Origin of the sequence: Actinomyces ihuae (assembly GCF_001457875.1) — a bacterium.
In the GTDB taxonomy this organism is placed as follows: Bacteria; Actinomycetota; Actinomycetes; order Actinomycetales; family Actinomycetaceae; genus Pauljensenia; species Pauljensenia radingae_A.
This window is the reverse complement of sequence record NZ_CZPX01000004.1, coordinates 446,106-472,614: the sequence shown is the minus strand read 5'-3', so window position 1 is coordinate 472,614 and position 26,509 is coordinate 446,106. Positions and strand designations below refer to the sequence as shown.

Annotated in this window: 21 protein-coding genes; 11 read left to right on the top strand and 10 right to left on the bottom strand. The window is 60.7% G+C overall.

From position 1 onward, the window contains the following. From treY to BN3002_RS03290, 4 genes are read left to right on the top strand one after another with little or no spacing between them, the layout of a single operon-like run. Complete coding sequence (gene treY / locus BN3002_RS03305; RefSeq protein ID WP_058236585.1) at window positions 1-2,508, top strand: malto-oligosyltrehalose synthase; 2,508 nt, start codon at window positions 1-3, stop codon at window positions 2,506-2,508. Next, on the top strand, window positions 2,505-4,205 hold the full coding sequence (gene treZ / locus BN3002_RS03300) for a malto-oligosyltrehalose trehalohydrolase (RefSeq protein ID WP_058236584.1): 1,701 nt from the start codon (window positions 2,505-2,507) through the stop codon (window positions 4,203-4,205). The genes treY and treZ overlap by 4 nt, the downstream gene beginning before the upstream one ends. A 31-nt stretch (window positions 4,206-4,236) precedes the next feature. After that, on the top strand, window positions 4,237-4,806 hold the full coding sequence (locus BN3002_RS03295) for a DUF3000 domain-containing protein (protein WP_058236583.1): 570 nt from the start codon (window positions 4,237-4,239) through the stop codon (window positions 4,804-4,806). Further along, window positions 4,796-6,031, top strand: coding sequence for a ribonuclease D (locus tag BN3002_RS03290; RefSeq protein ID WP_058236582.1), 1,236 nt, complete (start codon window positions 4,796-4,798; stop codon window positions 6,029-6,031). Before BN3002_RS03295 ends, BN3002_RS03290 begins: the two co-directional genes overlap by 11 nt. Here BN3002_RS03290 and dxs read toward each other — a convergent pair. Next, window positions 6,004-7,893 (bottom strand): 1-deoxy-D-xylulose-5-phosphate synthase, encoded by a 1,890-nt coding sequence (dxs, locus tag BN3002_RS03285; protein WP_058236581.1) that lies wholly within the window; start codon window positions 7,891-7,893, stop codon window positions 6,004-6,006. The two genes, BN3002_RS03290 and dxs, sit on opposite strands and share 28 nt — an antisense overlap. A gap of 95 nt (window positions 7,894-7,988) precedes the next feature. Between dxs and BN3002_RS03280 the strand changes: the two genes are divergently transcribed. The 3 genes from BN3002_RS03280 (at window position 7,989) to BN3002_RS03270 (ending at window position 12,602) form a co-directional block, all read left to right on the top strand. Next, window positions 7,989-9,989, top strand: a complete 2,001-nt coding sequence (locus BN3002_RS03280; protein WP_058236580.1) for an alpha/beta hydrolase family protein — start codon at window positions 7,989-7,991, stop codon at window positions 9,987-9,989. Further along, window positions 9,986-11,818, top strand: coding sequence for a chloride channel protein (locus BN3002_RS03275; protein WP_058236579.1), 1,833 nt, complete (start codon window positions 9,986-9,988; stop codon window positions 11,816-11,818). The genes BN3002_RS03280 and BN3002_RS03275 overlap by 4 nt, the downstream gene beginning before the upstream one ends. Window positions 11,819-11,909: 91 nt before the next feature. Then, window positions 11,910-12,602, top strand: a complete 693-nt coding sequence (locus tag BN3002_RS03270) for a hypothetical protein (protein WP_141757317.1) — start codon at window positions 11,910-11,912, stop codon at window positions 12,600-12,602. 6 nt (window positions 12,603-12,608) lie between these two features. Here the strand turns inward: BN3002_RS03270 and BN3002_RS03265 are convergent, their stop codons facing one another. The 3 genes from BN3002_RS03265 to BN3002_RS03255 form a co-directional block, all read right to left on the bottom strand. Continuing rightward, window positions 12,609-15,422, bottom strand: coding sequence for an aconitate hydratase (locus tag BN3002_RS03265; protein ID WP_058236577.1), 2,814 nt, complete (start codon window positions 15,420-15,422; stop codon window positions 12,609-12,611). 138 nt (window positions 15,423-15,560) lie between these two features. Beyond that, window positions 15,561-16,826 carry a class I SAM-dependent RNA methyltransferase gene (locus BN3002_RS03260; RefSeq protein WP_058236576.1) on the bottom strand — a complete coding sequence of 422 codons (1,266 nt, stop codon included), beginning with the start codon at window positions 16,824-16,826 and terminating at the stop codon, window positions 15,561-15,563. Next, complete coding sequence (locus BN3002_RS03255; RefSeq protein WP_074026181.1) at window positions 16,810-18,795, bottom strand: APC family permease; 1,986 nt, start codon at window positions 18,793-18,795, stop codon at window positions 16,810-16,812. Before BN3002_RS03255 ends, BN3002_RS03260 begins: the two co-directional genes overlap by 17 nt. A gap of 115 nt (window positions 18,796-18,910) precedes the next feature. Between BN3002_RS03255 and BN3002_RS03250 the strand changes: the two genes are divergently transcribed. The 3 genes from BN3002_RS03250 to BN3002_RS03240 are packed head-to-tail and all read left to right on the top strand — an operon-like array spanning window position 18,911 to window position 21,594. After that, window positions 18,911-19,561, top strand: coding sequence for a potassium channel family protein (locus BN3002_RS03250; protein WP_058236575.1), 651 nt, complete (start codon window positions 18,911-18,913; stop codon window positions 19,559-19,561). Continuing rightward, window positions 19,562-20,272 (top strand): potassium channel family protein, encoded by a 711-nt coding sequence (locus BN3002_RS03245; RefSeq protein WP_058236574.1) that lies wholly within the window; start codon window positions 19,562-19,564, stop codon window positions 20,270-20,272. 53 nt (window positions 20,273-20,325) lie between these two features. Further along, window positions 20,326-21,594, top strand: coding sequence for a 13E12 repeat family protein (locus BN3002_RS03240; protein ID WP_058236573.1), 1,269 nt, complete (start codon window positions 20,326-20,328; stop codon window positions 21,592-21,594). Here BN3002_RS03240 and BN3002_RS03235 read toward each other — a convergent pair. The 4 genes from BN3002_RS03235 to BN3002_RS03220 are packed head-to-tail and all read right to left on the bottom strand — an operon-like array spanning window position 21,532 to window position 23,547. Then, window positions 21,532-22,182, bottom strand: coding sequence for a DUF3159 domain-containing protein (locus tag BN3002_RS03235; RefSeq protein WP_058236572.1), 651 nt, complete (start codon window positions 22,180-22,182; stop codon window positions 21,532-21,534). The two genes, BN3002_RS03240 and BN3002_RS03235, sit on opposite strands and share 63 nt — an antisense overlap. Then, window positions 22,179-22,580 (bottom strand): DNA-binding protein, encoded by a 402-nt coding sequence (locus BN3002_RS03230; RefSeq protein ID WP_227469303.1) that lies wholly within the window; start codon window positions 22,578-22,580, stop codon window positions 22,179-22,181. Before BN3002_RS03230 ends, BN3002_RS03235 begins: the two co-directional genes overlap by 4 nt. Next, a complete protein-coding gene (locus tag BN3002_RS03225; protein ID WP_058236571.1) occupies window positions 22,577-23,242 on the bottom strand; it encodes a DUF3710 domain-containing protein in 666 nt (221 codons plus the stop codon). The genes BN3002_RS03230 and BN3002_RS03225 overlap by 4 nt, the downstream gene beginning before the upstream one ends. A 2-nt stretch (window positions 23,243-23,244) precedes the next feature. Then, the gene (locus BN3002_RS03220) at window positions 23,245-23,547 is read right to left on the bottom strand and encodes a DUF4193 domain-containing protein (protein WP_058236570.1); all 303 of its coding nucleotides are present in this window, start codon (window positions 23,545-23,547) and stop codon (window positions 23,245-23,247) included. Between the two features lie 197 nt (window positions 23,548-23,744). Here BN3002_RS03220 and sepH point away from each other — a divergent pair, with 197 nt between their 5' ends. Continuing rightward, window positions 23,745-24,815, top strand: coding sequence for a septation protein SepH (sepH, locus tag BN3002_RS03215; RefSeq protein WP_058236569.1), 1,071 nt, complete (start codon window positions 23,745-23,747; stop codon window positions 24,813-24,815). Here the strand turns inward: sepH and BN3002_RS03210 are convergent. Continuing rightward, on the bottom strand, window positions 24,812-25,909 hold the full coding sequence (locus BN3002_RS03210) for an alkaline phosphatase family protein (RefSeq protein WP_058236568.1): 1,098 nt from the start codon (window positions 25,907-25,909) through the stop codon (window positions 24,812-24,814). The two genes, sepH and BN3002_RS03210, sit on opposite strands and share 4 nt — an antisense overlap. Then, on the bottom strand, window positions 25,899-26,444 hold the full coding sequence (locus tag BN3002_RS03205; protein WP_058236567.1) for a DUF5998 family protein: 546 nt from the start codon (window positions 26,442-26,444) through the stop codon (window positions 25,899-25,901). The genes BN3002_RS03210 and BN3002_RS03205 overlap by 11 nt, the downstream gene beginning before the upstream one ends. Window positions 26,445-26,509: the final 65 nt, after the last annotated feature.

The window sequence follows — 26,509 nt, the reverse complement described above, 5'->3', positions numbered from 1 at the left end:
ATGTCTGATCTTCATCCCCACGTTCCGCCGTCATCTCGATACACTCCACTGTCGACGTATCGACTCCAGCTCACTCCGGATTTCACATTTGAACACGCCCGTGGTGTCCTCGAGCATATTCGTCGTCTGGGAGCCACGGATGTTTACCTCTCCCCTATCCTGCAGCCTGTCAAGGGTTCCCGGCATGGGTACGACGTGGTGGACCACTCCCATGTCAACGCGGAGCTGGGTGGGCGTGAAGGGTTTGAAGATTTTGCGCGCGCCGCGCACGCCCTCGGCCTGCACGTCGTGGTCGATATCGTGCCGAATCACATGGCTGTGCCCACTCCGGTGTGGCAGAACCGCGCCATGTGGTCAGTGCTGAAACGGGGCGCCGAGTCACCGCGCGCACGCTGGTTCGACGTGGCGACCGATCAGCCCATTTTGATGCCGATTTTGGGTGCGCGCATCGGCCAGGTGCTCTCCGCCGGTGACCTACACGTGGAATCAATGGTGGTTCCAACTGAGCCGGAATACGGTGAGCAACCTGTCCTGCGCTACTTCGATCACGTGTTCCCCCTGGCGGAGGGAACCGAGTTCCTCCCGTTGGAAGTTCTGCTGGAGCGCCAGCATTACCGCCTGGCTCACTGGATGGTCGGTGACGAGGAACTCAACTACCGCCGTTTCTTTGACGTGGACACGCTGGCAGGTTTACGTGTCGAGCGTGAAGACGTGTTCGAGGCGACTCATCACCTGCTGTTCGACCTGTTCGACGAAGGCTTCATTGACGCGTTCAGAGTGGATCATCCTGATGGCCTGGCTGATCCGCGCGGCTATTTCCAGCGTCTGAGCCAACGCACCGGCGGCGCCTGGATTGCTGCTGAAAAGATTCTCGAAGGCGAAGAGCACTTGCCCTCTGATTGGGATGTTGCCGGAACGACAGGCTATGACACCGCATGGCGCATCAACTCCCTGCAGGTCGATCCGCGAGCGAACATGCCGATGGGTGCCATCATGCAGGAGCTGACCGAAGATTCACCGGCGGACTTTGCGCGGCTCGAACACGAATCGAAACGGCAGATCATTCGCACCTCGCTGGCAGCTGAGCTGCACCGCCTGGCCTCGTTGATCTGGGAAATTTGCCAACAGGACCTGCGTCTGCGTGACCACACGATGCGTACCTTCGAACGCTGCCTGGGCGCCCTCGTGATGAATATGGATCGCTACCGGATCTACGTGGTGCCCGGATCCCCCACCCCGCAGTGGGCGCGCGATGAGATGACCGAGGTGCGTGACCGTTCGCTGCGCGAGTTGCGTGACTCAGGGTTTGACGGCATTGAGGACACGATGGATGTGCTCATTGCGCTCATCCTGGGCGACGAAATCGGCACGGCAGGTCTGGCATCCTCCGATGAGCGCCGCGACGAAGTGCCGGTGCGGTTCCAGCAAGTGTGCGGTGCGGTCATGGCAAAGGGTGTCGAAGACACCGCGTTCTACCGTTGGACCCACCTGTGCGCACTGACTGAAGTGGGAGGCAACCCCACCCATTTCGGTATCAACCTGGACATGTTCCATGCGTTCGAAAGTGCATTGCAGTCGTCGTGGCCGGCGACCATGACATGCGGGACGACCCACGATTCCAAGCGTGGTGAAGATGTGCGAGCCACACTGGCCGCCATCACATCATATCCCAGTCAATGGGTCTCCCTCGTCCAGCAGCTACGTCTGACCAGCGCCGAATACCGGCCACTCACGCTTGATGGGCGCACGGAAAACCTCCTGTGGCAGACACTTGCCGCGACCACGTGGTGTGAGTCCGACCCGATGACGCAGGAGCGCCTGACTGACTACCTGCAAAAGGCAGTGCGGGAACAGAAAACGTGGACGACATGGACGCATCCTGATGAAGAACGGGAAGAGGAGCTGTTTGACTTTGCCCGCCAGGTACTCGCTGATTCCTCGATCACCGAACTGCTCACACGCTTTCATGAGCTGACGGAGCCGGTTCGCAACTGCTGCATCGAAGTGACGAAAGCCCTGCAATTGACGGTTCCTGGAGTGGCTGATGTGTATCAAGGTTCCGAGGGGCTGGCGACTTCCCTGGTTGATCCGGATAACCGACGTCCGGTTGATTTTGAACGACTCGGGCGGTTGCTGGATTCAGACGAGCAGACTCTCGAGGGTCGAAAAGTGCGCCTGACCCGCGGAATCCTGAAGCTTCGCAGCCGCCACCGCGACGCATTCGTATCCGCACACGCAACGTATACACCACTGGCAACAACCACCGGACATGCGATCGCCTATGCACGCGGCGACCAGGACGGCCCACGCGTGTGTGTCATCGCTGTGCGACTGCTCAGGGCACTGCGTCAGATCGGCGGCTGGGGGGATCATCGTGTCTACCTTCCAGCCGGCTCATGGCAGGACATCATGTCAGGGCGACGATTCGACGTCACTGACGGCAACGGTTTGAGCCTGGCTGATGTGATGAATGACGACAACGTCGTGGTTGTGGAGAAACTCTCGTGACGCGGGTGTGGGCGCCGGACGCTCAGAGCGTCGACCTTGTTCTGGCCGACGCGCAGCTCCCCATGAGCCGCGCCGCTGGCGGCTGGTGGGACGGCCCTGATCTGCCCGATGGGACAGATTACGGTTTCCGCCTCGATGGTTCTGACCCGCTGCCTGATCCGCGATCCTTCTACCAGCCTTACGGGGTTGATGGTCTGTCACGCAGTTGGGATCCTTCACGACATCACTGGGTCGCATCGCCCGGCACGTCCGTCCTGGGCAACGTCATCTATGAACTCCACGTCGGTACGTTCACTGCTGAAGGCACCCTGATCAGTGCCATCGAACGCCTCGACCACCTGCGTGACCTGGGGGTGACCACAGTTGAGCTCATGCCGCTGGCACAATTCAGCGGAGAGTTCGGATGGGGGTATGACGGCGTGGATCTTTTCGCCGTTCACCGAGCCTACGGCGGTCCGGATGCCCTCGTCGAATTTGTCAACGCTGCCCATGAACGCGGCCTGAATGTGTGCATCGACGTCGTCCTCAACCACCTCGGTGTGTGGGGCAACTACCTGTCGATGTTCGCACCGTACTTCCACCCCACTGCGACCGGACCGTGGGGGCCTGTGCTGGACTTGAACGGTCCCGAACAGCGCGCCTACCTTATTGACGTGTGTCGCCATTGGCTGGTCACCATGCATGCCGATGCGCTGCGTCTGGATGCGGTTCACGCCATTCACGACGAGACGGATCGACACCTGCTGGCAGAACTATCAGACTGCGTGGCCCAGTGGTCGCACGACGAGGGGCGCCCGATGACGCTCATTGCCGAATCTGACCTCAACCAGCCTTCGATGGTGATGCCCACCAGCGAGGGCGGTATGGGGATGGACGCTCAGTGGGCTGATGACATCCACCACGCCCTGCACGTGGCGCTCACGGGCGAAATTGACGGGTACTACGGTGATTTTGCCGATACGCACGCGCTGGCAACCGTGCTGGAAAATGTCTTCTACCATGATGGTCGCTACTCGACGTTCCGCCACCAAAACTGGGGTGCACCCGTTCCTGCCACTCTGGATCGGCGCAAATTCGTCGTCTTTTCCCAGGATCACGACCAGGTTGGCAACCGCGCTCAAGGCGACCGCCCCAGCCAGGTGCTCTCCGACGCACAACTGGCCGCCTCTGAAGCAATCATCCTGCTCAGCCCCTTTACCCCCATGCTGTTCATGGGTGAGGAATGGGGCACGCGCACACCGTTCCGATTCTTTGCCGACCAGGAAGACGACGAGCGCGCCCAACTCGTGCGCGAGGGCCGTCAAAAAGAATTCAGCGAGCACGGTTGGAGCGGAGACGTTCCCGACCCAACCTCGCGCACGACTGTCGACCATTGCGTGCTGGACTGGAGTGAGCCGCGCGACGGCAGATGCCGACGCATGCTCGAGTGGGCACGTTCGATGATTCATGTGCGCGCCACGGCGCCCGGCGTGCGTGACGGTGTCTGTCAACGCGTCACTCACGAGGGTGACATTGTGCGCATGATCAATGGTGCTGTCGCGGTCGAGGCCGATATGAACGGTGACGCACTTCCGGCTGCAGACAGTCACGATTGGCCACGTGAAAACGGTGGGCATATTGGTTCCCTGCTGGCATCCTTCCCTGATCAGAAGGGCGCCGCCGTGCGGGTCTGGCAATGGGTCGGCGTGCCTGACTGAATCCACCGCTGCGCCCTCTTAGTGTGAAGGGGTGGGTGAGGAACAACTTCCTGAGGCGTTTGTCACAGCTTTATTGTCGCTTCGTGACGCACCGATCAATCCTCATGTGGAGATTGAAGAGGTGCCCGGTCCAAGCAAGCTGGCTCCGTGGACCGCTGCGCTTGCCATGCGAACCGTGCACCGCGCGCACGATCAATCCTTGGGATCAGGCCGATTCGTCATCCTGTTCGACCCGGACACGCAAGCCGGCTGGAACGGACAGTTCCGCCTTGTCGCTCAGCTTCGCGCCCAGATCGACCCCGAAATGGGTAACGACCCTATGATCGGTGAAGGCCTGTGGAACTGGGCGCACGACTGCCTCGAAGATGCGGGCGCTGGGTATCATGACATGACCGGCACCGTGACGCGGGAAGTTTCCGAATCTTTCGGGGGTCTCACGTTGCGCGGATCCACCTTGTACGTCGAACTGCGGGCCTCGTGGACTCCGTCGACTCCATATCTGGGCGAACACCTTGTAGCCTGGAATTCCCTGTTGTGCCACGTTGCCGGCGTTGAGTCAGATCAGTTTCTACATGAGGTTTTGAATACGGATGCTCGTTGATAATCCCGGCGGCCTGCCGCGCGGGAACACGGACGATCCCCCCACTGTCAGGCGTTTGCGCGACGGCGTTCCCTCAGTCATTGACACCACAGACGCCCTTGAGCGGGTTGCCGCTGAGTTGGGAGCCTCCAGCCAGCCGGTCGCCCTCGATGTGGAACGCGCCCATGGCTTCCGCTATACGACGAACGCCTACCTGGTGCAGATCCGGCGCGAAGATGTCGGAACGTACCTGATTGATACGCATGCGCTGCCTGACCTGTCAGCCCTGGCACCGGCACTGGATGCCACGTGGATCCTGCACGACGCCAGCCAGGATCTGACCAATCTGCGTGACCTGAACCTGCACACCACTGACCTGTTTGACACCGAAGTTGCGGCACGCCTCATCGGATTGCAACGTTTCGGTCTGGCAGCCGTGTGCGAACAGGTACTGGGATTTTCATTAGCTAAGGATCATCAGGCATCCGACTGGTCGGTGCGACCGCTGCCCACCGACTGGCTGCGCTATGCCGCACTGGACGTGGAATTTCTGACAGAACTGTACCGGCGGCTCTCGATCACGCTGCACGACATGGATCGCTGGGAGTGGGCACAGGAGGAATTCGCCCACGTGCTGCACGCCCCTGCTCCGACTCCGAAGACGCATCACTGGCGCGGTATCAAAGGCCTGGGCAAACTGCGCTCCCGTCGAGCGCTGGCCGTTGCCCGCGAACTGTGGCTCACGCGTGAAGAGATCGCCCGCGACAAAGACCTGGAACGCACGCGCGTCGTCCGCAATTCTGACCTGCTGAAAGCCGCTCAGCGTCCACCGACCAATCGTCGCCAGCTGCGCTCACTGGATTCCTTCCGCTCTCCCGTCACCCGTCCATATACGACGGACTTCCTCGATGCGATTGAACGCGCCAGGCGCATACCAGAAGACCAGCTGCCACCCAAACGCGTTACACATCCTGCCGGCACGATTCCGGAAGCGCGCCTGTGGCAGCGTCTCGACGAACACGCACATGAGCGTCTGCTCGCGGTTCGTGAAGCGGTCGCCGGTGTTGCCGAACAGCTCGGGCTGGCACCCGAAGTTGTCCTGGAGCCGCGCGTGCAGCGTTTCGTGTGCTGGGCTCCCCTCAAGCCGCTCACCCCCGAGGCGCTCGATCAGCGATTGGACGAGGGCGGCGCACGCGCCTGGCAGCGTGAGCTGGTATCTCAGTGTCTGTTCGACGCTTTGAGGTAGTCACGCACGCTACGCACGATGCCGGCAGCGTCCAGGCCGATCTCGTGCTGGATGTGAGCGCGCGAGTCGTGCGCGAGGAACTCATCGGGAATCCCCATCGGAATCACCGGCACATCTGTGTCCTGCGACAATGCCCATCCGAAGCCTCCTCGCACGACGCCGTCTTCCACGGTGACAACCAGGTCATAGTCGCGGCTCATCGCCACCAGTTCATCGGGTACGGGCTGAATCCACGTCGGGGCAGCAACGCATACCGTCGCATCTGAGGCCAATTGCTTCGAGGCGTCAATCGCCTGGGCGACCATGGCGCCCAGGGTGACGATCAGGATTTTCGTTTCTCCGTCGCCTCCCTCGTGCACAATGTCGACCGGGCCGACGCTGCGCAGCGCAGGGATCGGCTGCGGCAGCGGGCCTTTCGGGTAACGCACCACGGTGGGAGCATCAGCAATGTCAATGGCGCGACGCAGCGCTGCCCGTAGAGTTTCCTCGTCACGAGGGGTCGCTATCTGCAGTCCCGGCACGATCGACAACAATGCGATATCCCACATGCCGTTGTGCGAGGGCCCATCCGCTCCGGTGATGCCGGCACGGTCAAGGATGAAGGTCACGCCCGCATGGTGCAGTGCCACGTCCATGAGGACCTGGTCGAACGCGCGGTTCAGGAACGTGGCGTACAACGCGACAACGGGGTGTGCACCCATGAAGGCCATTCCGGCTGCGCTGGTGACGGCATGCTGTTCAGAAATGCCGACGTCGATGACGCGGTCGGGGAATTCATCTGACAGCGGGCCCAGTCCCACCGGCAGTTTCATCGCTGCAGTAATGCCGACAACATCTTCACGTTCGCGGGCGATCTTCACGATTTCGTCGGCAAAGACGCTGGTCCACCCAAAGCGCGCGGGTTTGATCGGCAGGCCCGTTTCCGGGTGGATTTTGCCGACCGCATGGAAGCGGTCTGCGATGTCTTTTTCCGCCGGTCGGTATCCGCGCCCCTTCTGCGTGATGGCGTGGACAATGACGGCCTGGTGCAGGCTGCGCGCCCGCGTCAACGCGGTTTCCATCGCAACGATGTCATGCCCGTCGATCGGTCCCAAATACTTCAGCCCCAGATCCTCGAACATGACCTGTGGCGCCAACACGTCCTTGATTCCCACTTTCAGTCCGTGCAGCGCTTCGAAGGCAGCACGCCCAGGCTCCCCCATTCCCAGCAGTGTTTTCTTCGTCCATGACAAGGCGCGCTCATATTGCTCCGAGGTGCGCAGCGCATCCAGATGGTGCGCCATACCGCCAATGGTAGGAGCATAGGAGCGGCCATTGTCGTTCACCACGATGACGATGTTGCGGTGAGGTTGCTCAGCGATGTTGTTCAGTGCTTCCCATGCCATACCGCCGGTGAGCGCCCCGTCCCCGATGACTGCCACTGTCCAGGATGAATTCCCGGTGCGTGTCTTTTCGCGCGAAATGCCGTCAGCCCACGACAGTGCTGTCGAGGCGTGGGAATTTTCCACGATGTCGTGCTCTGATTCGGCGCGCGAGGGGTATCCGGACAGTCCCCCCGCCTCGCGCAGATGTGAAAAGTCTTTGCGCCCTGTCAGGAGCTTATGGACGTAGGCCTGGTGACCTGTGTCGAAGATTATTGAGTCGGTAGGTGAGTTGAAGATACGGTGCAGCGCAATCGTCAGCTCCACCACACCCAGGTTGGGTCCCATATGCCCGCCCGTACGTGACACGGACGCAATGAGGTAACGCCTGATTTCGTCAGCCAAGTCAACGGCCTGCGACGTGGTCAGATGCTGAACGTCGTCAGGCCCGTCGATATGCGACAAAATCGGCAACTCGTCGGCACTGTCTGGAAGAACCATAGTTACGAGTCTAATGGTCCTCTCAAAGTCCGTTGGTTCCAGCTAGGATTGATATACGCGACAGACGCGCATATCCGAGTTGACAGAGGTTGCACATGTCCCCCTCAGTGAAGTCGTACGGCCAGTGGGAATCCCCGATCACGGGCGAGTCATTCACGGCTCGATTCGTGACGCTTTCTCAAGTACGCATCGATGGCGCCGACACGTATTGGGTAGAAGGCCATCCTACCGATAATGGGCGCAACGTTCTATTACGACGTAACGGCATGGGTCAGACGATGGAGCTCCTGCCCATGATTGACGGTGTGCGCCTGCCCGATGTGCGCACCCGTGTCCACGGCTACGGTGGTCGCGCCTACGCCGTCCACGAGAACATCCTCGTCTTCTCCGACGGCTTTGATGACCGTGTCTACCTGTTCGACATGTCCGCACCCACCGTCGGCCTGACGGCACTGACCCCGATGGAAAAGAAGCGCTACGGCGACTTTGAGATTGACGAGGTTCGCTCCCTGGTCTACGCCGTATGTGAGGACCACACGGGACAGGGTGAACCGGTCAACACGATGGTGGCGATCCCTCTGGACGGCTCCGCGGCGCGCGATCCGAAGCCTATTCGCACCGTCTTTTCCGGCGCCGACTTCTGCTCGGCACCCACGCTCTCCCCGGATGGGTCGAAGCTGGCGTGGCTGTCATGGAACCACCCGCACATGCCGTGGACTCAGTCCGTCCTGCACGTTGGCGCCCTCACGTTCGAGGGTGACATCGATACCCACGTCACGCTGGTGGACCGAGAAGGTGTCTGCGTCTATGAGCCTCGCTGGACCCTGCGCGGCGACCTGATCCACGTGGATGATTCCTCAGGATGGGCAAACCTGTACCGCACTGAAGGCTTCGAATGGCACGAGGACGAGGATGCCCACGCGTGGACGGATCGCCTGCGTACACGTGTCCTGCATCCCGGTCAGCGCGCTTTCTCACACCCCCACTGGGAACTGGGCCTGCACTCCTACGACAACCTGGATCATGAGCACCTGATCTGCTCCTGGTCGCAGGATCACACGTGGCACGTCGGCAGCGTGCGACTGGACAATGGCCTGCTGGAAGAATGGGAAACCGGATGGTGGCCCATCGGTAACGTCGCTTCCGACGAGGGGCGCGTCGTTTTCCTGGCCGACTCCCCTACGCACGCGCCAGCCATCGTCGAGATCACCGATTCGCACGCGCACGTGCTGCGCCCGTCCTCGGAAGCTGAGATCGCTGAGGAGATGATTTCAACTGCACAGACCGTGCGCTGGACGACCAGCGACGGCAATGAGGCAGACGGCTTCTACTACGCGCCGGTCAATCCCGACTTCACCGCACCTGACGGCGAACTTCCGCCACTGATCGTGTCCGCTCATGGCGGGCCGACCTCGTCAGCTCGCCCCGGCCTGTCCATTGCCCGACAGTTCTGGACGACTCGCGGCTTCGCATTCCTGGACGTGAATTATCGCGGATCCACCGGATCAGGACGCGAATACCGTGAGGCGCTCAACGGCCAGTGGGGCGTCATCGATGTCATGGACTGTGCTGACGGGGCGCGCTACCTGATTGATCAGGGCCTCGTTGATCCCGCACGAGTCGCGATTCGCGGCCATTCCGCCGGCGGTTTCACCGCCCTGTCAGCTCTGGCGACAACCGACGTGTTTACGGCTGGGACATCCTCCTCAGGTGTGTCTGACCTGCATCGCATGGCGCAGGAAACCCACAAATTTGAGTCCCACTACTTCTACACGCTTCTGGGCTCGGACAACTTGGACGATCCCGTGTGGACGGAGCGCTCTCCGATTTGCCACGTCCAGGACATTCACGCACCGCTCCTGCTTTTGCAGGGCACAGAGGACACGATCGTGCTGCCTTCACAGTCACGCAGCATTTACGATGCGCTTCGCGAACTGGATCGACCGGTCGCCCTCGTCGAATTCGATGGCGAAGGGCACTCGCTGCGTACTGCTGCCAGCATTGCGAAGGCCTGGGCGAGTGAGCTGGGTTTCTACGCGACAGTGTGGGGTTTTCACGCTGATGGTGCGGCTGAGATCAGCGTCACCACTCTATGAGCCGCGTGCGTAGAGCGATCAGTGCAATCGTCACTGATCACCGTTCAGCGTTCGCGGTAGTAGCCGGCATTGTCGGCGCAGTGGTGGGACTGGCAGCCGTCATCTTCAACTGGCTGATCGCCGTGTGGATGCGCGCCACCACCGGCGCTGCGGACTATTCGGTAACAGGCGGAGCACCCCACGGGTGGCCGGCGTGGACACACATCCTGATCATTGCCGTCCCCGTCGTGTCAGCACTCATGTATGGGCCGATGATCTGGCGATGGGCCCCCACGGCCAAAGGACACGGCATCCCTGAGGTCATGCTGGCGGTGCGCCGAAGGGGCGGCAAGATTCCTGGCCGCGTCGCGGTGGTCAAATTGGTCTCCTCCGCCCTGACAATCGGTGGCGGCGGGTCGGCTGGCCGTGAAGGCCCGATCGTTCAGGTCGGTGCGTCCCTGGGATCCACGATCGCATCGTGGGTGCGTCTTCCCACCACACGCGTCGTGGTGCTCGCCTCCTGCGGTGCTGCCGGCGGTATTGCCGCCACATTCCATGCTCCGCTGGCTGGTGCGATCTTTGCGCTCGAAGTGATTTTGGTGCGCTTTACCGCAGAGACATTCGGCTACGTCGTCATATCGTCTGTCATGGCATCGATCGTTGCCCGCGCACTTCAGGGGTCAGCGCCCCTGGTTGACCTGAACTACAGCGTGGACCTGGCTTCCTTGACTGACATAGGGTGGGCCGCCCTCGTCGGCCTGATTGCCGGCCTGTGCGGGCTGGCCTTTTCCAAATTGTTGTATGCGATGGAAGACTGGCTCGACTGGGGGTGGGAACGTCTCACGGCAGTTATCGCGTTTCCGCAGTGGTCTCGCGCAGCTCTCATGTCAGTCGTGCTGGGCATTGGCCTGTTTTTCTTCCCCGCCATGTACGGTTCGGGCTACCCGATCCAGCTCGAGGCTCTTCATGGCGCACTGCCCATCGCCACGCTGCTTGCGCTGGCTGTGGGTCGCATGATTTTCACGTCCTTCACGATCGGAATGGGCGGTTCGGGCGGCGTGTTCGCTCCGACGCTGTTCATTGGTGCAATGGTCGGCAGCGCGATCGGACATCTGATTGATCCGCTCACTGATTCGTCCATAGCGGTGTTCGGAGTAATCGGCATGGGTGCTGCCTTTGCTGGGGCTGCGCGTGCACCCATGACAGCGGTTCTGATCATCGTGGAGATGACGGACCAGTACTCGCTGATTCTTCCCATGATGCTGGCCGTCGTGATCGCAACAGGATGCTCACGGTTCCTGACACGCTCCACGATCTACACGGAAAAGCTGCGCAGGCGTGGCGATATCCTCGATGATCCCGTGTCCCACACTTTGCTGGGTGCCAACCCGGCCGGGGCGCTCATGCAGCCAGCTCCTGCCACTCTTAACCCATCAGACACCATCATGCGCGCGGTGTCCCGAATGCGCGAAGCGCACGCCCAGGCACTCCCCGTGGTCGATGCGGACGGCGTGGTGTCCGGTGTTGTCAGCGCCCTGGATATTGCCTCCTGGCGTGAAGAAGGGGTCGAGCATGACACCGCGTTGGAAGCTCTGCCGTTGCGACATGTGCACGTGGTTGACACGGATCTGCCGTCCACGGTCATGCGCGTGCTGACATCCAGTGGCGTCGAGGGGATTCCCGTCTTGCATGACGACGGGCAGGGTGCGCCCGCCCACATGGTCGGCTGGATCAACGGGCGCGACCTGGTTGACCGTATGTATCGCGATCAACGGCGAGCGCTCGACGCACGTATCGAATCCTCTTTCGGTTCGCGGTGGCGTGAGCGTCATCCTCGTCGTCGTAGCTAGCGGGTAGACTGCTCCTATGCCAGCGTGGGCCATTGTGATACCGATCGCGTTCCTCATCGCGTGTATCTGTGCTGCACTCTGGCGTCATCATGTGGCACGTCTGCGTGCAACCACGCTTCCACTCACCCTGTACGCGCCGCTGGAACTGATCGCGTGCTACGGCGCGATGGTGCTGATTGGTGCGTGGGCTCTGTGGCGGGAACTCACCACTCAGTCACGCGTCGCGATCATCGCTGTGGCGCTGGGGTTGAGCGTGCTGGGGCTGGCTCTGCTCATCGTTGAAGTTCCGCGCAGGCTCTATCTGACGCCCGATTACCTCGCTGTGCGATCCGTGCGCGGCACGCGCACAGTTGAGCTGCTTGACATCGTGACGATTTCAATCCGCCCGGCACAGACTTCAACCTGTGTCACTGTGACGGATGTGCATGGTCGGCGCATCACGTGGCATGCAACCGGCATGATGGATGAAACATTCGTCGCATACATGCGCGAACTGGAGCGCCGTATCCGCAATGGCCGCATTCCCCTGCTGCACCCCACCCGACATCGGCCGGTCAATCCGTTGACGGCGCACGCATTGCAAGTCGTTGCCCGTGAAGCCGCTCACGACCCGAAGGTGCGTGAGCTTCTCACTCAGGCTTCAGTGTGCGTGGGCACCGACCCGGACCAGGCGCATATTCTCCTGCGCGATGCGGCCCGTGAGTGTGCGCGCTCGTGGCCGCTCGATTCGGAGCTTGGCGCCACGATCGTCGCACTGTCTCACCGGTATCCGCCCGGACAGTAGAAGCCTCTACTGCTGGGCAAGCTGACGCAACACATACTGCAGAATGCCGCCATTACGGTAGTAGGCAGCCTCTCCAGGCGTGTCAATCCGCACGACCGCATCGAACTCGATGGGGTCCGCACCCTCGCGGGTGGCACTGACATGCACTGTCTTCGGGATCGACCCATCATTGAGCGCGTCAATGCCGGTGATATCGACTACTTCCGTGCCGTCCAGACCCAGGGAATTACGATCTTCGCCCTCAGGGAACTGCAACGGCAGCACGCCCATGCCGATCAGGTTCGAACGGTGGATGCGTTCGAATGATTCGGTGATCACCGCGCGTACGCCCAGCAGCACTGTTCCCTTGGCTGCCCAGTCACGTGAGGAGCCTGATCCGTATTCCTTTCCGCCCAGAACCACCAGTGGCACACCTGCTTCGCTGTAGCTCATCGCCGCATCAAATACCGGCACGGTCGGCGCATCGTCCTTCGTGAAGTCGCGGGTGAATCCGCCCTCCACGCCGGGCACCATTTCGTTTCGGATACGAATATTTGCGAATGTGCCTCGGATCATGACTTCGTGATTACCGCGACGCGACCCGTAGGAGTTGAACTGCGAGCGTTCCACTCCTCGCTCAATCAGGTACTTGCCTGCCGGCGTATCCGGCTTGAAGGAGCCTGCCGGCGAAATGTGATCCGTTGTCACCGAATCGCCTAGCTTGAGCAGCACTCGCGCACCGTGAATATCCTCAACCGGAGCGGTCTCCATAGTCATTCCGTCAAAGTACGGTGGTTTGCGCACGTAGGTGGAATCTTCGTCCCATTCAAACGTGTCACCCTCGGGAGTATCGAGACCCTGCCAGCGGTGGTCACCAGCAAACACGTCCGCATAGTCCTGCTCGAACAGGGAGCGGTCGATACACGAGTTGATTGTGTCATCCACCTCTGCCGCATCAGGCCAGATTTCACGCAGGAACACGTCCTTGCCGTCCTGGTCCTGCCCCAGCGCTTCAGTCTCAAAATCGAAATCCATCGTACCGGCCAGCGCGTAGGCGATGACCAGCGGCGGGGATGCCAGGTAGTTCATCTTAACGTCGGGATTGATGCGACCTTCGAAGTTGCGGTTACCCGACAGCACGGACACAACAGCCAGGTCATTGTCATTGACGGCCTTGCTGATTTCGTCCGGCAGCGGGCCGGAGTTGCCGATACACGTGGTGCACCCATAGCCCACCAGGTTGAACCCGAGTGCGTTGAGGTCCTCCCACAGTCCGGCCTTTTCGAAGTACCCTGTGACGACCTGTGAACCAGGGGCCAGTGAGGTTTTCACCCACGGCTTGGACTGCAGTCCACGCTTGACTGCGTTGCGTGCCAGCAGACCGGCCGCGATCATGACCGCCGGGTTGGACGTGTTGGTACATGAAGTGATTGAGGCGATCGCCACGTCACCGTGATCCAGTTTCGTTTCCGTCCCGTCCGCCAACGTGACATCCACGATGTGGTGCGGTCGGTCGTCGATTGCCGAAGCGATACGCGGTTCGTCATCGTCCTCATGGTCGAGGGCGTTCGGATCGACCGGATCTGACGCAGGGAAGGTGGAAGCCAGTGCCTCATCGAGTTCTGAAGCGGAGTGCTGTTCGTGTTCGCTGACATAGTTCGGCAGCGTGGCGCGGAATGATTCCTTGGCGGCGCTCAGTTCGATGCGGTCCTGCGGACGCTTCGGGCCGGCAATGGAAGGCACCACTGTGGACAGGTCGAGTTCCAAATACTCGGAGTATTCTGCCTCGCGCGAGGGATCGTGCCACAGCCCCTGTTCCTTGGCGTACGCTTCGACCAGTTTGAGCGTTTCTTCGCTGCGTCCAGTCAGCCGCAGGTAGTCAACGGTGACGTCATCGATCGGGAAGATCGCGGCGGTTGAGCCGAATTCGGGCGACATGTTGCCGATGGTGGCTCGGTTTGCCAACGGCACAGCGGAGACACCCTGGCCGTAGAATTCAACGAACTTGCCGACCACGCCGTGTTCACGCAGCATCTGCGTGATGGTGAGGACGACGTCCGTCGCGGTCGCGCCGGAGGGGATCTCGCCGGAGAGTTTGAAACCGACGACGCGCGGGATCAGCATGGAAACTGGCTGGCCGAGCATGGCTGCCTCGGCTTCAATACCACCGACACCCCAGCCGAGCACGCCCAGACCGTTGACCATCGTGGTGTGGGAATCGGTGCCGACGCAGGTATCCGGGTAGGCGAGCGTGTCTTCGCCGTCCTGGCGTGTGAACACGGTGCGCGCGAGGTATTCGATGTTGACCTGGTGGACGATACCGGTGCCCGGTGGGACGACGCGGAAGTTTTCAAAGGCTCCCTGTCCCCAGCGCAGGAACTGGTAGCGCTCACGGTTACGTTCGTATTCCTTGTCCTGGTTGGCTTCGAACGCCTCCGGCGTGCCGTACACGTCGATCTGCACGGAGTGGTCAATAACCATTTCCGCTGGCGCCAGCGGATTGATTTTCGAGGGGTCGCCGCCCAGGTCCTCCACTGCTTCACGCATGGTGGCCAGGTCGACGACGCAGGGAACGCCGGTGAAGTCCTGCATGACAACGCGCGCAGGGGTGAATTGGATTTCGGTGCTGGGTTGTGCTTTCGGGTCCCAGCTAGCCAGCGCGTTGATCTGGTCGGCGGTGATGTTGACACCGTCTTCGTTGCGCAGAAGGTTTTCAGCCAGGATCTTCAGTGAGTATGGAAGCCGGTCAAATCCGTCCACCGCATCGAGGCGGTAGATGGTGTACGTCGAATCATCCACTGTGAGCGTGGAGCGTGCATCGAAACTGCCTTGCAAAGCCATGTGATCCCCCTAATGTCTCGATATCAAGATATCAGAGGGCGGGGACGCTGCAAGGAGAACACGAAAATCACGCGCAGAGCACGCAGGAAATCGCAGTGTCGCGCGAAAAACCCGTCTGCGGCCACCGGGCCGAGAAACTCAGTCCTTCTCCAGCGCGGCGATAAATTCGACATGGTGAGTGTGCGGAAATAAGTCCCACGCTTCGAGGGAGGTCAGGCGGTATCCGCCCTCCGTCAAAGTCCGCAGGTCACGGGCACCTGCCGCCGGATCGCATGAAACGAGCACAATTCGCTCCGAACCAAGCGCGGCTACCGTCTGGCATACCTCGTCGCCCGCACCCGAGCGTGGCGGATCCATCACCACGACATCGGCATGTGACTGCAGCTCGTTGGACAGATCGAGGATCCCCTGATGATCAACATCCCCGATGAACGTTTCAACATGTGCCGCTCCCCCGAGGTTCAGCGCGGCATCTTCCACGGCACCGTCGTCACCCTCGAGCGACACGACGCGTCCGAACGCGCCCGCAAGCGAGCGTGTGAATAATCCGGCCCCCGAATACAGTTCCATTGCCGCACTGCCCTGGCCAGCCAGACGGCGTACAGCATCGGACAGGACCTGCGCACCGCGTACATGCGTCTGCCAGAAGCCCGAGGGACGGACGTTGAACGGTTCGGGATCGGGCTCCACGACCCACCGCAACTTTTCGCGGTCCAATGGCTTGCCCTGCCCGTCGTACGTTCCCGACGGCGTCACCACGGCGATGTCACCGCCCGTTGAGGCGACCGCTCGCACACGATCACGCGGCCCCCACGCGGTCAGCCACCGTGAATCGTTCCCGTCAAACAGGCCGATCTCGCATAGTGCGTCTACGGCCAGCGGCATTGACTCTAATGCAACGACCTGGTTCGACCGGTAGCGCGACATGCCCAGCCTACCGTCCTTGTCAGCCACCAGCTCGATGCGTGTTCGCCTGTGCAGCAGTAAGTCGTCCGGATCCTCATCGCCCGGGCACGCCTGCACGTGGACGCCTCCGATCGAGTCGACGGCTTGTGCCAGGCCCTCTCCCCCGACGCGCCGGATCTGTCCACGCAGCACGTCTTCCTTCCAGGTGCGCTGGGCTGCGGGACGCACATGGCACAGTTCGGCTCCACCGATCTTTTCGCGAGCAGCCTGCGGCCATGCCGGCTCGACACGGTCAGGGCTTGCCTCGAGCACCTCGATTACATTGGCCCATGCAAGGCGCTTGCGGGTGGCACTCACACGTGCCACGACTTTCTCACCGGGCAGCCCATGTCGCACAAAAACGACGCGACCGTCGTCGTCTCGGGCGACGCATGCTCCACCGTGTGCAGGTTCTCCCAGCGTGAGCGTCAATTCTTCGCGATTACGAGGCGGAGTCATGAGGACCTTTCTGACGTGAACGGAACGGGTCGTTAATCAGCTGGCGTTTGATGGGCTGCTCACCCTCCACCTGGCTGTCTTCCCCAAGTTTCCATGGTACAAGAGTGAGGACTACGCCCGGAATCCGCAGCAGTGCCTGACGCAACCTCAGTGCCGTCTGATTGTGCAGCACATTTTCCCACCAGTGCGACACGAGGAACTGCGGCACGTACACAACCACCATTTCGCGAGGTGACCGGCGTCGCTGGGAACGCACGTGCTGGACGATGACCTGCGTGATATCCCGGTAAGGTGCTGACAGAATCGTCAGCGGGATCGGCAGGCCGGAGGCCCGCCACTGCCGGATGATCCGTTCTTCTTCAGCTTGGTCGGCAACCACACTCACCAGTTGCAGTGACGAGGGCGCCGTCGCGCGGGCAGTGGCAATTGCCCGCATCGTCACTCTGCTCATTGACGACACCAGCACTAATGCGTGCACGCGCGACGGAAGTGCGCGCCGAGTCGAGTAGTCCTCCACGCGCAGCTGCGTCGCAACGGTGTCGTAGTGATGGCGAATGGCACGTTGAGTCAGGAACACCAGCCCCATTAGCAGCAATGTGATCCACGCACCGCGGGTAAATTTCGTCACGAGTACGACGATCAGCACCGTTCCCGTCAGCACGAATCCGATCATGTTGACTAGCCGCGAGCGCAGCAGGGAGGCCCGCGAGTCGGCGCGCTGAGGATTGCGCAGTTTCGCATTCCAGTGGCGGATCATGCCCACCTGGCTGAGCGTGAAAGAGATGAACACGCCGACGATGTAGAGCTGGATCAGGTGGGTAACCTGCGCATCAAACGCGATGATCAGGACGATTGCTGCGGCCGACAAGGCAACGATGCCGTTTGAGAATGTCAGCCGGTCTCCACGGCGGTACAGCTGACGCGGCAGGAACGAGTCGCGTGACAGTACCGAGGCCAAGGTTGGAAAACCGTTAAACGCCGTGTTGGCTGCCAGCACCAAAATCAATCCGGTCACAATCGTGATCAGGTAAAACAGGATCGATCCGTGTCCGAATACTGCTGAAGACAACTGGCCGATCACCGGGTCGAGCCTGACATCGCCTGCTGGCGCCCCGTTCAGACTCAGTTGTGTGGCCGGATCCTCCACGATTCTCACGCCGGTCGCCCTCGCCAATACGAGAATTGAAATCAGCATGGTGGCAGCGATCCCGCCGAGCATCGCGAGAGTTGTCGCCGCGTTACGGGACTTGGGGCGCTGGAATGAGGGCACGCCGTTGGAGATCGCTTCGACTCCGGTCAGCGCTGCGCAGCCCGAGGAAAATGCGCGCATCACCAGCAGCGCTCCGCCCAGTCCGACCAGGCCCGATACGTGAGAGGCCTGCGGGACAAGGTCATACATTGCCGAGGGTGCCTGACCGAGGTGGCCTGTGACCAGTTTGACCATGCCGACCGCGATGAGAATACCAATTGAAGCCATGTAAATGTATGTCGGAATAGCGAAAGCTGAACCTGCCTCGCGCATACCGCGCAGATTCAACAGGCACAGCACGATGACAACGGCCACTGCGATCGGCACTTCCTGGCCTGCCAGCTGTGGGATTGCGGCGGTCACGTAGCGCGCCCCTGAGGAGATCGACACCGCCACCGTCAGCACGTAGTCCACCAGCAACGCAGATGCGACGACCAGTCCCCACGACGGTCCGAGGTTCTTGGTCACGACTTCATAGTCTCCGCCGCCTGACGGGTAGGCGTGTACGGTCTGGCGGTAGGACAGCACGACGACCAGCAGCACTACCGCCACTGCCAGCCCCACCCACACGGATTGGGTTACTGCAACTCCTCCGGCGATTGCCAGGGTAAGCAGAACTTCATCTGGCGCGTAAGCGACGGATGAAAGCGCATCAGATGCGAAGATCGGCAATGCGATCCGTTTGGGCAATAACTGGTGCCCCATGGCGTCTGAACGCATGGGTCGCCCAATCAGTACGCGCTTGGCGCGAGAAAAAGCCTCCAACACGATGGTCTAGCCTACTACCCTTTCGACAGGAAAACCGAGTACCTTTGAACCTGTGCATTTCGTAATTATGGGATGTGGCCGGGTCGGCGCGTCGATCGCCTCGACACTTGATGAACAGGGCCATTCAGTTGCCGTCATTGATATGAACGCTCAGGCTTTCAGACGCCTGTCATCCGACTTTTCCGGTCGGCGTGTGACAGGCGTCGGCATGGATCGCGATGCTCTGCGTCAGGCGGGCATCAAGGATGCGTACGCTTTCGCCGCGGTCTCCAATGGCGACAATTCAAACATCATTGCGGCCCGAGTAGCTCGCACGACTTTCCATGTTGAGCGCGTGGTCGCACGCATCTACGACCCCTCGCGAGCCGCGGTGTATGAGCGCTTAGGCATCCCCACGGTAGCAGCGGTTCGCCGCACGTCCGAGGCTGTTCTGCGCTGGATGATGCCGCCAAATGCGCACGTGACCTGGACGCACTCGACCGGCTTGGTGTCGCTCGTGAACGTTATCCCAGACCCGTCGTGGACCTCCGTTCCGCTGCCAGTCGTTGAGGAACTGACCGGCGAGCGACTCGCCTTTGTGTCTCGGTTGGGCGTGATCCAGCCTGCGCGCAACGACCTCGTCGTTCAGGAACATGATGAGCTGATTTTCGCCGTGTCAGGCACAGATTCGCTTGCGCTGCGCAATGTGCTCACCTCTGCACCGAGATTGGAGAACTAGATGAAAATCGTGATTGCCGGTGCTGGCTCAGTGGGACGCTTCGTCGCCCTCGAACTTCTGGATCATGGCCACGAGGTCACCCTGATCGACAACAATCCTGACCAGATGCGTGTGGCAACTGTGGCTGATGCGGACTGGGTGCTGGCCGATGCGTGCTCACCGGACGTCCTCGCCGACGCGGGAGTGCGAGAAACCGATGTCCTGGTTGCCGCAACGGGCGACGACAAGGCGAACCTGGTGATCTCCCTGCTCGCGAAGACCGAGTTCGGCGTGCCGCGCGTGGTGGCCCGTATTAATCACCCGCGCAATGAATGGCTCTTCAACGAGGCGTGGGGTGTTGACGTGCCGGTGTCCACGCCGCGCATCATGACCGCCCTGGTTGAGGAAGCTGTTTCCGAGGGCGCTCCCATCCCGCTGTTTACGTTCAACAAGGCCAATGTTGCAATGTATGCGATTGTCCTTCCGGAGGATTCGCCCCTGGTGGGCGAGCGAATCGGTCAGGTTGACTTCCCTGCAGGAACGGTCCTGGCGGCGTTACTGCGCGACCAGATTCCTGTGAATCCACAACCTGACGACGTGTTCGAATCAGGCGATGAACTGTTGATGCTGGTGCCCGAAAAGCGCGGGAAACACTTGGAGCATTTGGGGACGCTGGTCAATGGCGTTGTGCCGGAGACCGGACAGGCTGATGCTCCAAACACCACAGCTTAATGTGAGGTACATCACTTTCATGGGCTGCTTGTGAGCCTGTGGATGGAACGCAGATGCCCGTGCCCACTGCCACAATAGAACACATGTTCGACATTGCGGTAAGTGCAGGAGATTGTGACACTCGTGAGGCCACGGCTCGTGAGCTGGTCAACGCTGCCCGCGACGCGGATCGTGCGGTGCGTGTGGCGCAGGCTCGGCGTGCCCAGATGGTTGTCCGCGCTGTTCTTGCCGTGAGTGAAGCTGTTGAAGGCGAACAGGACCTGGTGCAGCGAGCCGGTGAGGGCGTGCCTCGAATTGCCGAATTCGCACACCTTGAGCTATCTGCTGCGTTAGGGCTCTCCCCTGCCAAAATGCTCGATGAAATGGGAGCCTTACTTGACCTGAGTTTTAGACTGCCGTGCCTGTGGCAGCAAGTTGTCGCTGCAGAAGCTCCCGTGTGGAAAGCGATGACGGTCGCTGAGCGCACGACGCTGCTCAGTCAGGCTGACTGCCGTCAGATTGACTGCTTCCTCGGGGCTATTGCTGCCTGGTCTCAGGCGCGCATCTGTCGACATGTTGACAACCTCATCGCCCGTATTAATCCCGATGAATTCGACGCGCAATGCGCGCGAGCGCAGTCCACGCGCCGCGTTCAGATCACGCATGAAGAATCCAGTTCCATCGCCTCTGTCGATGCCACACTCAGTGCGACTGACGCGATTGCACTGGACAATACGATCACGCGTTTAGCTGGATTGCTCGCAGATGCTGACGAACTCAGCATCGATGAACGACGCTCGCAGGCGTTGGGTATCCTCGCAACGCCGCACTACGCGGCCAGGCTTCTGGACGAAGGATCCGTTTCGCGCTCACTCCAGCCTGCTGCCACTGTGATCGTCCACGTTGATGACTCCCCCGTCGCGCAGATTGACGGGCACGGCAGTGTCGGGCTGAAACAGCTGCGGCAGATGTTTGCTCACACTCGCGTCACGATCCGGCCCGTTCTTGATCCGCGGGCTCTCACGCCGATTGATCGCCATGATCCGTCTGGCGATATGCGACTGGCGCTCCAGACGCGCGAACCCTATGAAGTCTTCCCGTATTCGAATGTTCGCTCGCGAAGCTGCGATATCGACCATACCCAGGCGTTCGATCCAGATGGGCTATCCGGGCAGACGCGCCTTGACAACCTCGGTCCACTCTCGCGAAGCGTTCACCGCGCAAAAACACACGCCCACTGGAGGCTTGAGCAGGTCGCTACGGGGGTTTATAAGTGGCACTCACCTCTGGGGTTCATCTACACCGTTGTCAACGGTCGAACGTTCTTCCACCGACGCGAGTGAGACGAAGGGCCTCAGCGTCATCCACGTAATCCAACATGCCACGGCGAACAGCGGCAATCCAAGTACGAGTTTCGCGACCCCCAGTGCAGCAATCTGGCCTACCCACCACAGTGGCACCTGCACTGCGAAACGAATGAAGAACAGTGCGAACCACACCCACGTGAGCGTGGTGCATACACGGCGCGGCACTGCGCCTTTTTCCCAGAACATGTTCAACACAAGTTCGACCGCAGGAAGCCGGAGCACGATCGACACGAGCAACGCCACACTCAGAACCGCTGCCGTGACGATACCCACGATGAAGAAATCCTGCCCTCGACCGGAGAACACCACCCACACGCACGACAGTGCAACGCCGATGGCACCCGACAGTGCCTGGGTGATCTGCTGGCCGGACACCAGGCGTGCAACGACGAAGAGGCCCGCGAGAATACCGGAGGCGATCAGCGGCCACGTCAGTTCGTGGGTCGCAATATACGTCGTGACAAAAACGATGATCGGAGCGACCGATTCAACGATACCCCGCCAGCCGCCCAACGCCGACCAGACAGAGAATTCCTCGTCCTGAAGCGAATCAACAACTCTCACGAATGTTCTCCAGCCAGCAGGCGGTACAGCGGGTCAGAAATCACGTAGATTCCGTGATCAACACCTACAGTTCCTTCGATTTCCACGTGGTGCCCCACGCGCAGGCCAGGGATCTCACACCGACCCAGCCACCTGATCACGATTGAACCGGTCCCGTCGAACAACGTCGCATCGAGCTGATCAGGACCCTCCTGCGGATACAGCGTCACCGATCTCAGAACACCCGAAATAACCACCTTTTCACGCGGACGCACGTCCTTGATCGGCACAGTGCCTCGCGAACGCTGAGAGCGCTGCTCATCATCGGCCTCAGTCGCTTCAGGGGTCGAAAAATGCCACGCGTCGCTCAATCTATGCCACCACGAGCGCTTCGGGAAAACCTCGCTCGGGTCACTCATTGCGGCACAATCGGCGCTTGAACGGCATTGTCAGGAACATGCATCGGCAGCAGGTCAAGGCGCGCGCGGGGACGGTCATCACGCTCAACCACGAGGCGATCAATCACCTTCTCAATTCCTTCGCCCGCTTCGCTTGACTGAGCTGCAGGCCCCAACACATCAATGCGCGCAAACCAGCGCGGACCCTCACGGCCAATGATGCGCATCCGTGACGTCGCTTTTGAACCATCCGGCAAGGTCACCGGCATGTCAGCCAGCAGCTCGGCGCCATAGCGCGTCTCAGCGTCCTCCACGCTGGCGCCGTTGGATGTCAGCGATTCACGAATCTCTTCGCGCACCTCGTCCCACACTCCACCGGAACGCGGAGCGGCGGCGATTGAAATCTGCAGGCCCGAATTGCCCAGCACGATCAACACGCGCAACACGGTGCGCTTGTCGTCAGCCAGCTGCGTGCGCAGCTGCATGCCCTTGATCGCCGGAATCTTCAGCGCACCCAGGTCGACATACCCTTGGGAGACGTCCACGTCCTCGGCAGTGCGCGGACCTGGCTCATCCCAGATCTCCGCGTCATCACCGGCCTGCCGCTTGTCCTGTGACTCGTCGTGTGCGTGCTGTTCGACCTGCTCTTCATCATCGCGACGTCGACGTTTCAACCAGCCCATAGCTACCCAGCACACTCCGTGCACACAGGCTGACCGTTGTCATCAACATAAGCCAGCTGCGATGCGTGATGGACCAGGAAGCAGCTCGTACACGTGAACTCATCATCCTGGCGAGGAACCACATGCACAGTCAGTTCTTCTTTCGACAGGTCGGCGCCCGGCAGCTCAAAATTCTCCGCCGCCTCGTTTTCGTCCTCGTCTACCTCATTCGAACCGGCGTCCTTGTGGCGAGCCTTCAATTCTTCGATGGAATCTTCCGCCACATCGTCGTCGTTTTTACGTGGGGCATCGTAGTCAGTTGCCACGGTTCCTCCTCCTCGCACAGCCTGCGGGTCAAATCTTGCTCAGCGCAGGGATAGTAACACTCATTGCGCTTCTGCGCATTATGGCGTCCATACTGACACTGTTTTATTCCGATCGTTTACTAGACACGCGCGCCAAGCGCCACCGATCTTCACTCTTCTTTGAGACGATTTCAATCAGATGTATTCGGGAGGTTTTCATGATCGATCTTGAGCTGCTCGGTGTCGGCAGTGACAATGAATCGCTGATTTTCACCGACGCAGACGGTGAACGTTACCGCGTGGCAGTCACTGACGAATTGCGCGCGTCAGTTCGCCGTGGACGTCCCCGAGTTGAACCCATCCAATCCAGGGCTCTGCGTCCGCGTGACATTCAGGCACTCCTGCGCTCAGGCATGTCAGCATCAGAAATCGCCACTGAATACGATACGGATATCGCGCTGATTGAGCGTTTCGAAGCACCGATCGACGCAGAAAAAGCGTGGGCCATTCAGCGTGCACGCGAATCGCATGTGGGTGGCGAAAAGGATTCACCTCTGATGGGTGACCTCGTTGTCGACCGCTTGGCGGCTCGCGGAGTGGATCCCGAATCAATCATCTGGTCAGCCAGGCGTGAGCAGGACGGCCCGTGGGAAGTCTTCGTGACGTTCATTCAGGGCGCAGCCGAACACGCCGCACATTGGCGCATGGATCATTCCGAATCCAGCGCGGAAGCAATCGATCAGGAAGCCCGGTGGCTCACCGAGAACGCCACTCCATCTTCCCCTGTCTCTGCTGTCTTCACTCCCCTGCATCCCGAAGATGACAGCGAGCCGGCTCCCACGCCGGTCAATGACGAGCTGCTCGACCAGCTCAACGCTCAACGCGGCAAGCGTCAGGAAATTGTGATCGACGGTGAAGGTGACGACACTGAGGATCCAGATGAGCGCGTCCAGCGCGATTCACTGTCAGCGCGCATTTACTCCCTGGCTCGCTCACGCACGCACACGACAGAACCCGAACCGATGGAGACCGGAGTGATCGACCCCCACGATGATGACATCGTGACCGAAACACCCGAAGAAGAGGCACCCTCGACGGCGCCGGGGACCTCCCGGGATCTGTGGAGTTCCGTGATGGCAACGCCCACCGCCGAACAGCCCGACGAGCCGGAAACCTCGGCGCTTCCCGGCATGGAAGACCTTGAGCCTAAGGCTGAAGCACCAAAGAAAAACACGCGTCGCCGCTCGGTACCCAGTTGGGATGAGATCGTTTTCGGCTCAAAATCCTAAGCGAGGCGCACGACCGGCACCATCATTTCAGCCTCGGTCATTGACCCATGCACCCCGATCAGCGCCATTGCGCCCTCACTTTGCACACGAGAATCCACGATGCCGTACCTGCCGCGCGACATCACCATCGCATCACCGACAACCTGCACGCCTGGCCCCTCACCTATCACGCCTGGTAACGCGTCCGCCGGCACGATCCAGGCACGCTCACCCAGATACTCCTCCCACCGGACGAGGACTTCCGCGGCTCGACCCGGCTGCGCGTGCAGGTGAACCGAGCGTGTTTCACCCGTGATCAGCTCGACCCCCTCGCGCAATTCAGGCGTGTGCGCCACGTCGATCAGATCATCGGGGTGCACATCCACCATTCCGTGATCAGCGGTGAGCATCACGGCGATTCGATCGGCCGAACGCATATGAGAAATGCGCGTCAGCAGATGCCCGATACCCGCATCGAACTCTTCAAGCGCGCGGCGCCACTGCTCGGAATTGACGCCATGCCTGTGGCCCTCGTGGTCGATATCTGACCAGTAGAAATAGACGATGTGGGTGCCTGCCTGCAGTTCGCACATTGCAGCGTCAATGCGCTCCTGCATCGATACCGCGCCCACATGACGCGCCCCGCGCAACGCGGCCAGAGTCAGACCTGAGCCGGCAAAGCTCGGAGGTGAAATCACAGCTGAGGACACTGAGCGATCTGCCAGGCGCTCGAAATGGGTGGGTACTTCCTGCCAGACTGTCGGATCCGGTCCGTTCTCGAAGGCCAGCAGATTCATTGCCCTGCCCCGATACGCCACCGAGTATCCCACCATACGCGTGGCGCCAGGGAGCGCTCCCGTCGCGAATGAGGTGATCGCTGCGGCTGTTGTCGAGGGAACAGTGGTGAAAGCCTGCTCGATCTCATCGCGGTATCCGCGCAGCACGCTCGCATGGCCGAAGTGATCCGCCAGCGGCACCGCCCCCAGACCATCAGCCAGGATCACCACCATCTGCTCATACGACCGTCCCACACCGTCGATCCACCGGCCCAAGACGTCAGTGATGCGCAGATCGCTCGGACCAGGCAGGTGCGGGTCGCCCTCGTTAATGCGCATGATTCTCCTTGATGACCTGGAGTGTCGCGTCGACGAATCGTTCAGCATTGGCGAGGGCGGCCTCGCCATCAGCGGCGGCCGAAAAACGCATCGAGAAATCCTCCGGGAAGGTGTGGACGGTGAAGCCGTGGTCAGCGGTGCACTGCGGGTCATCGCACTGGTTGAGCTCCACTTCACCGCGACGCTGGCTGCCGCAGTTGATCGCCATGGTCAGCTCGCTCAGCTGACTGCCGCCATCATGGATCGCGTCGGTTACAACCTCAGTGAGTGAAGCTCCGTGGATGCGAGTGGTCGGGGTGATGATCGTGTTCGTCATGGCGCCACCCCGGTCCAGTTCGTCAACGTGGATCTGGATCAACGTGGTCGGTGTCAGAACGGCAACCGTGAGGTGGCGGAACATGCTGGAACGGTCAAACGCCGCCTCCAGCTGAGACACCATAGCCAGCGGTTCTTCGTCGCCGAGAACGCGATCCAAGGCGCGTATCACGAGGGACGGATAGAAGCCGTGCTGCCGGATTGAAGCGTGTGTGTCCATTCTCCAATTGTGCCTTGTTGCGGCGTGGGAAGCGTCTTTCCACAGGTGGTTCGCGGCACAATGCG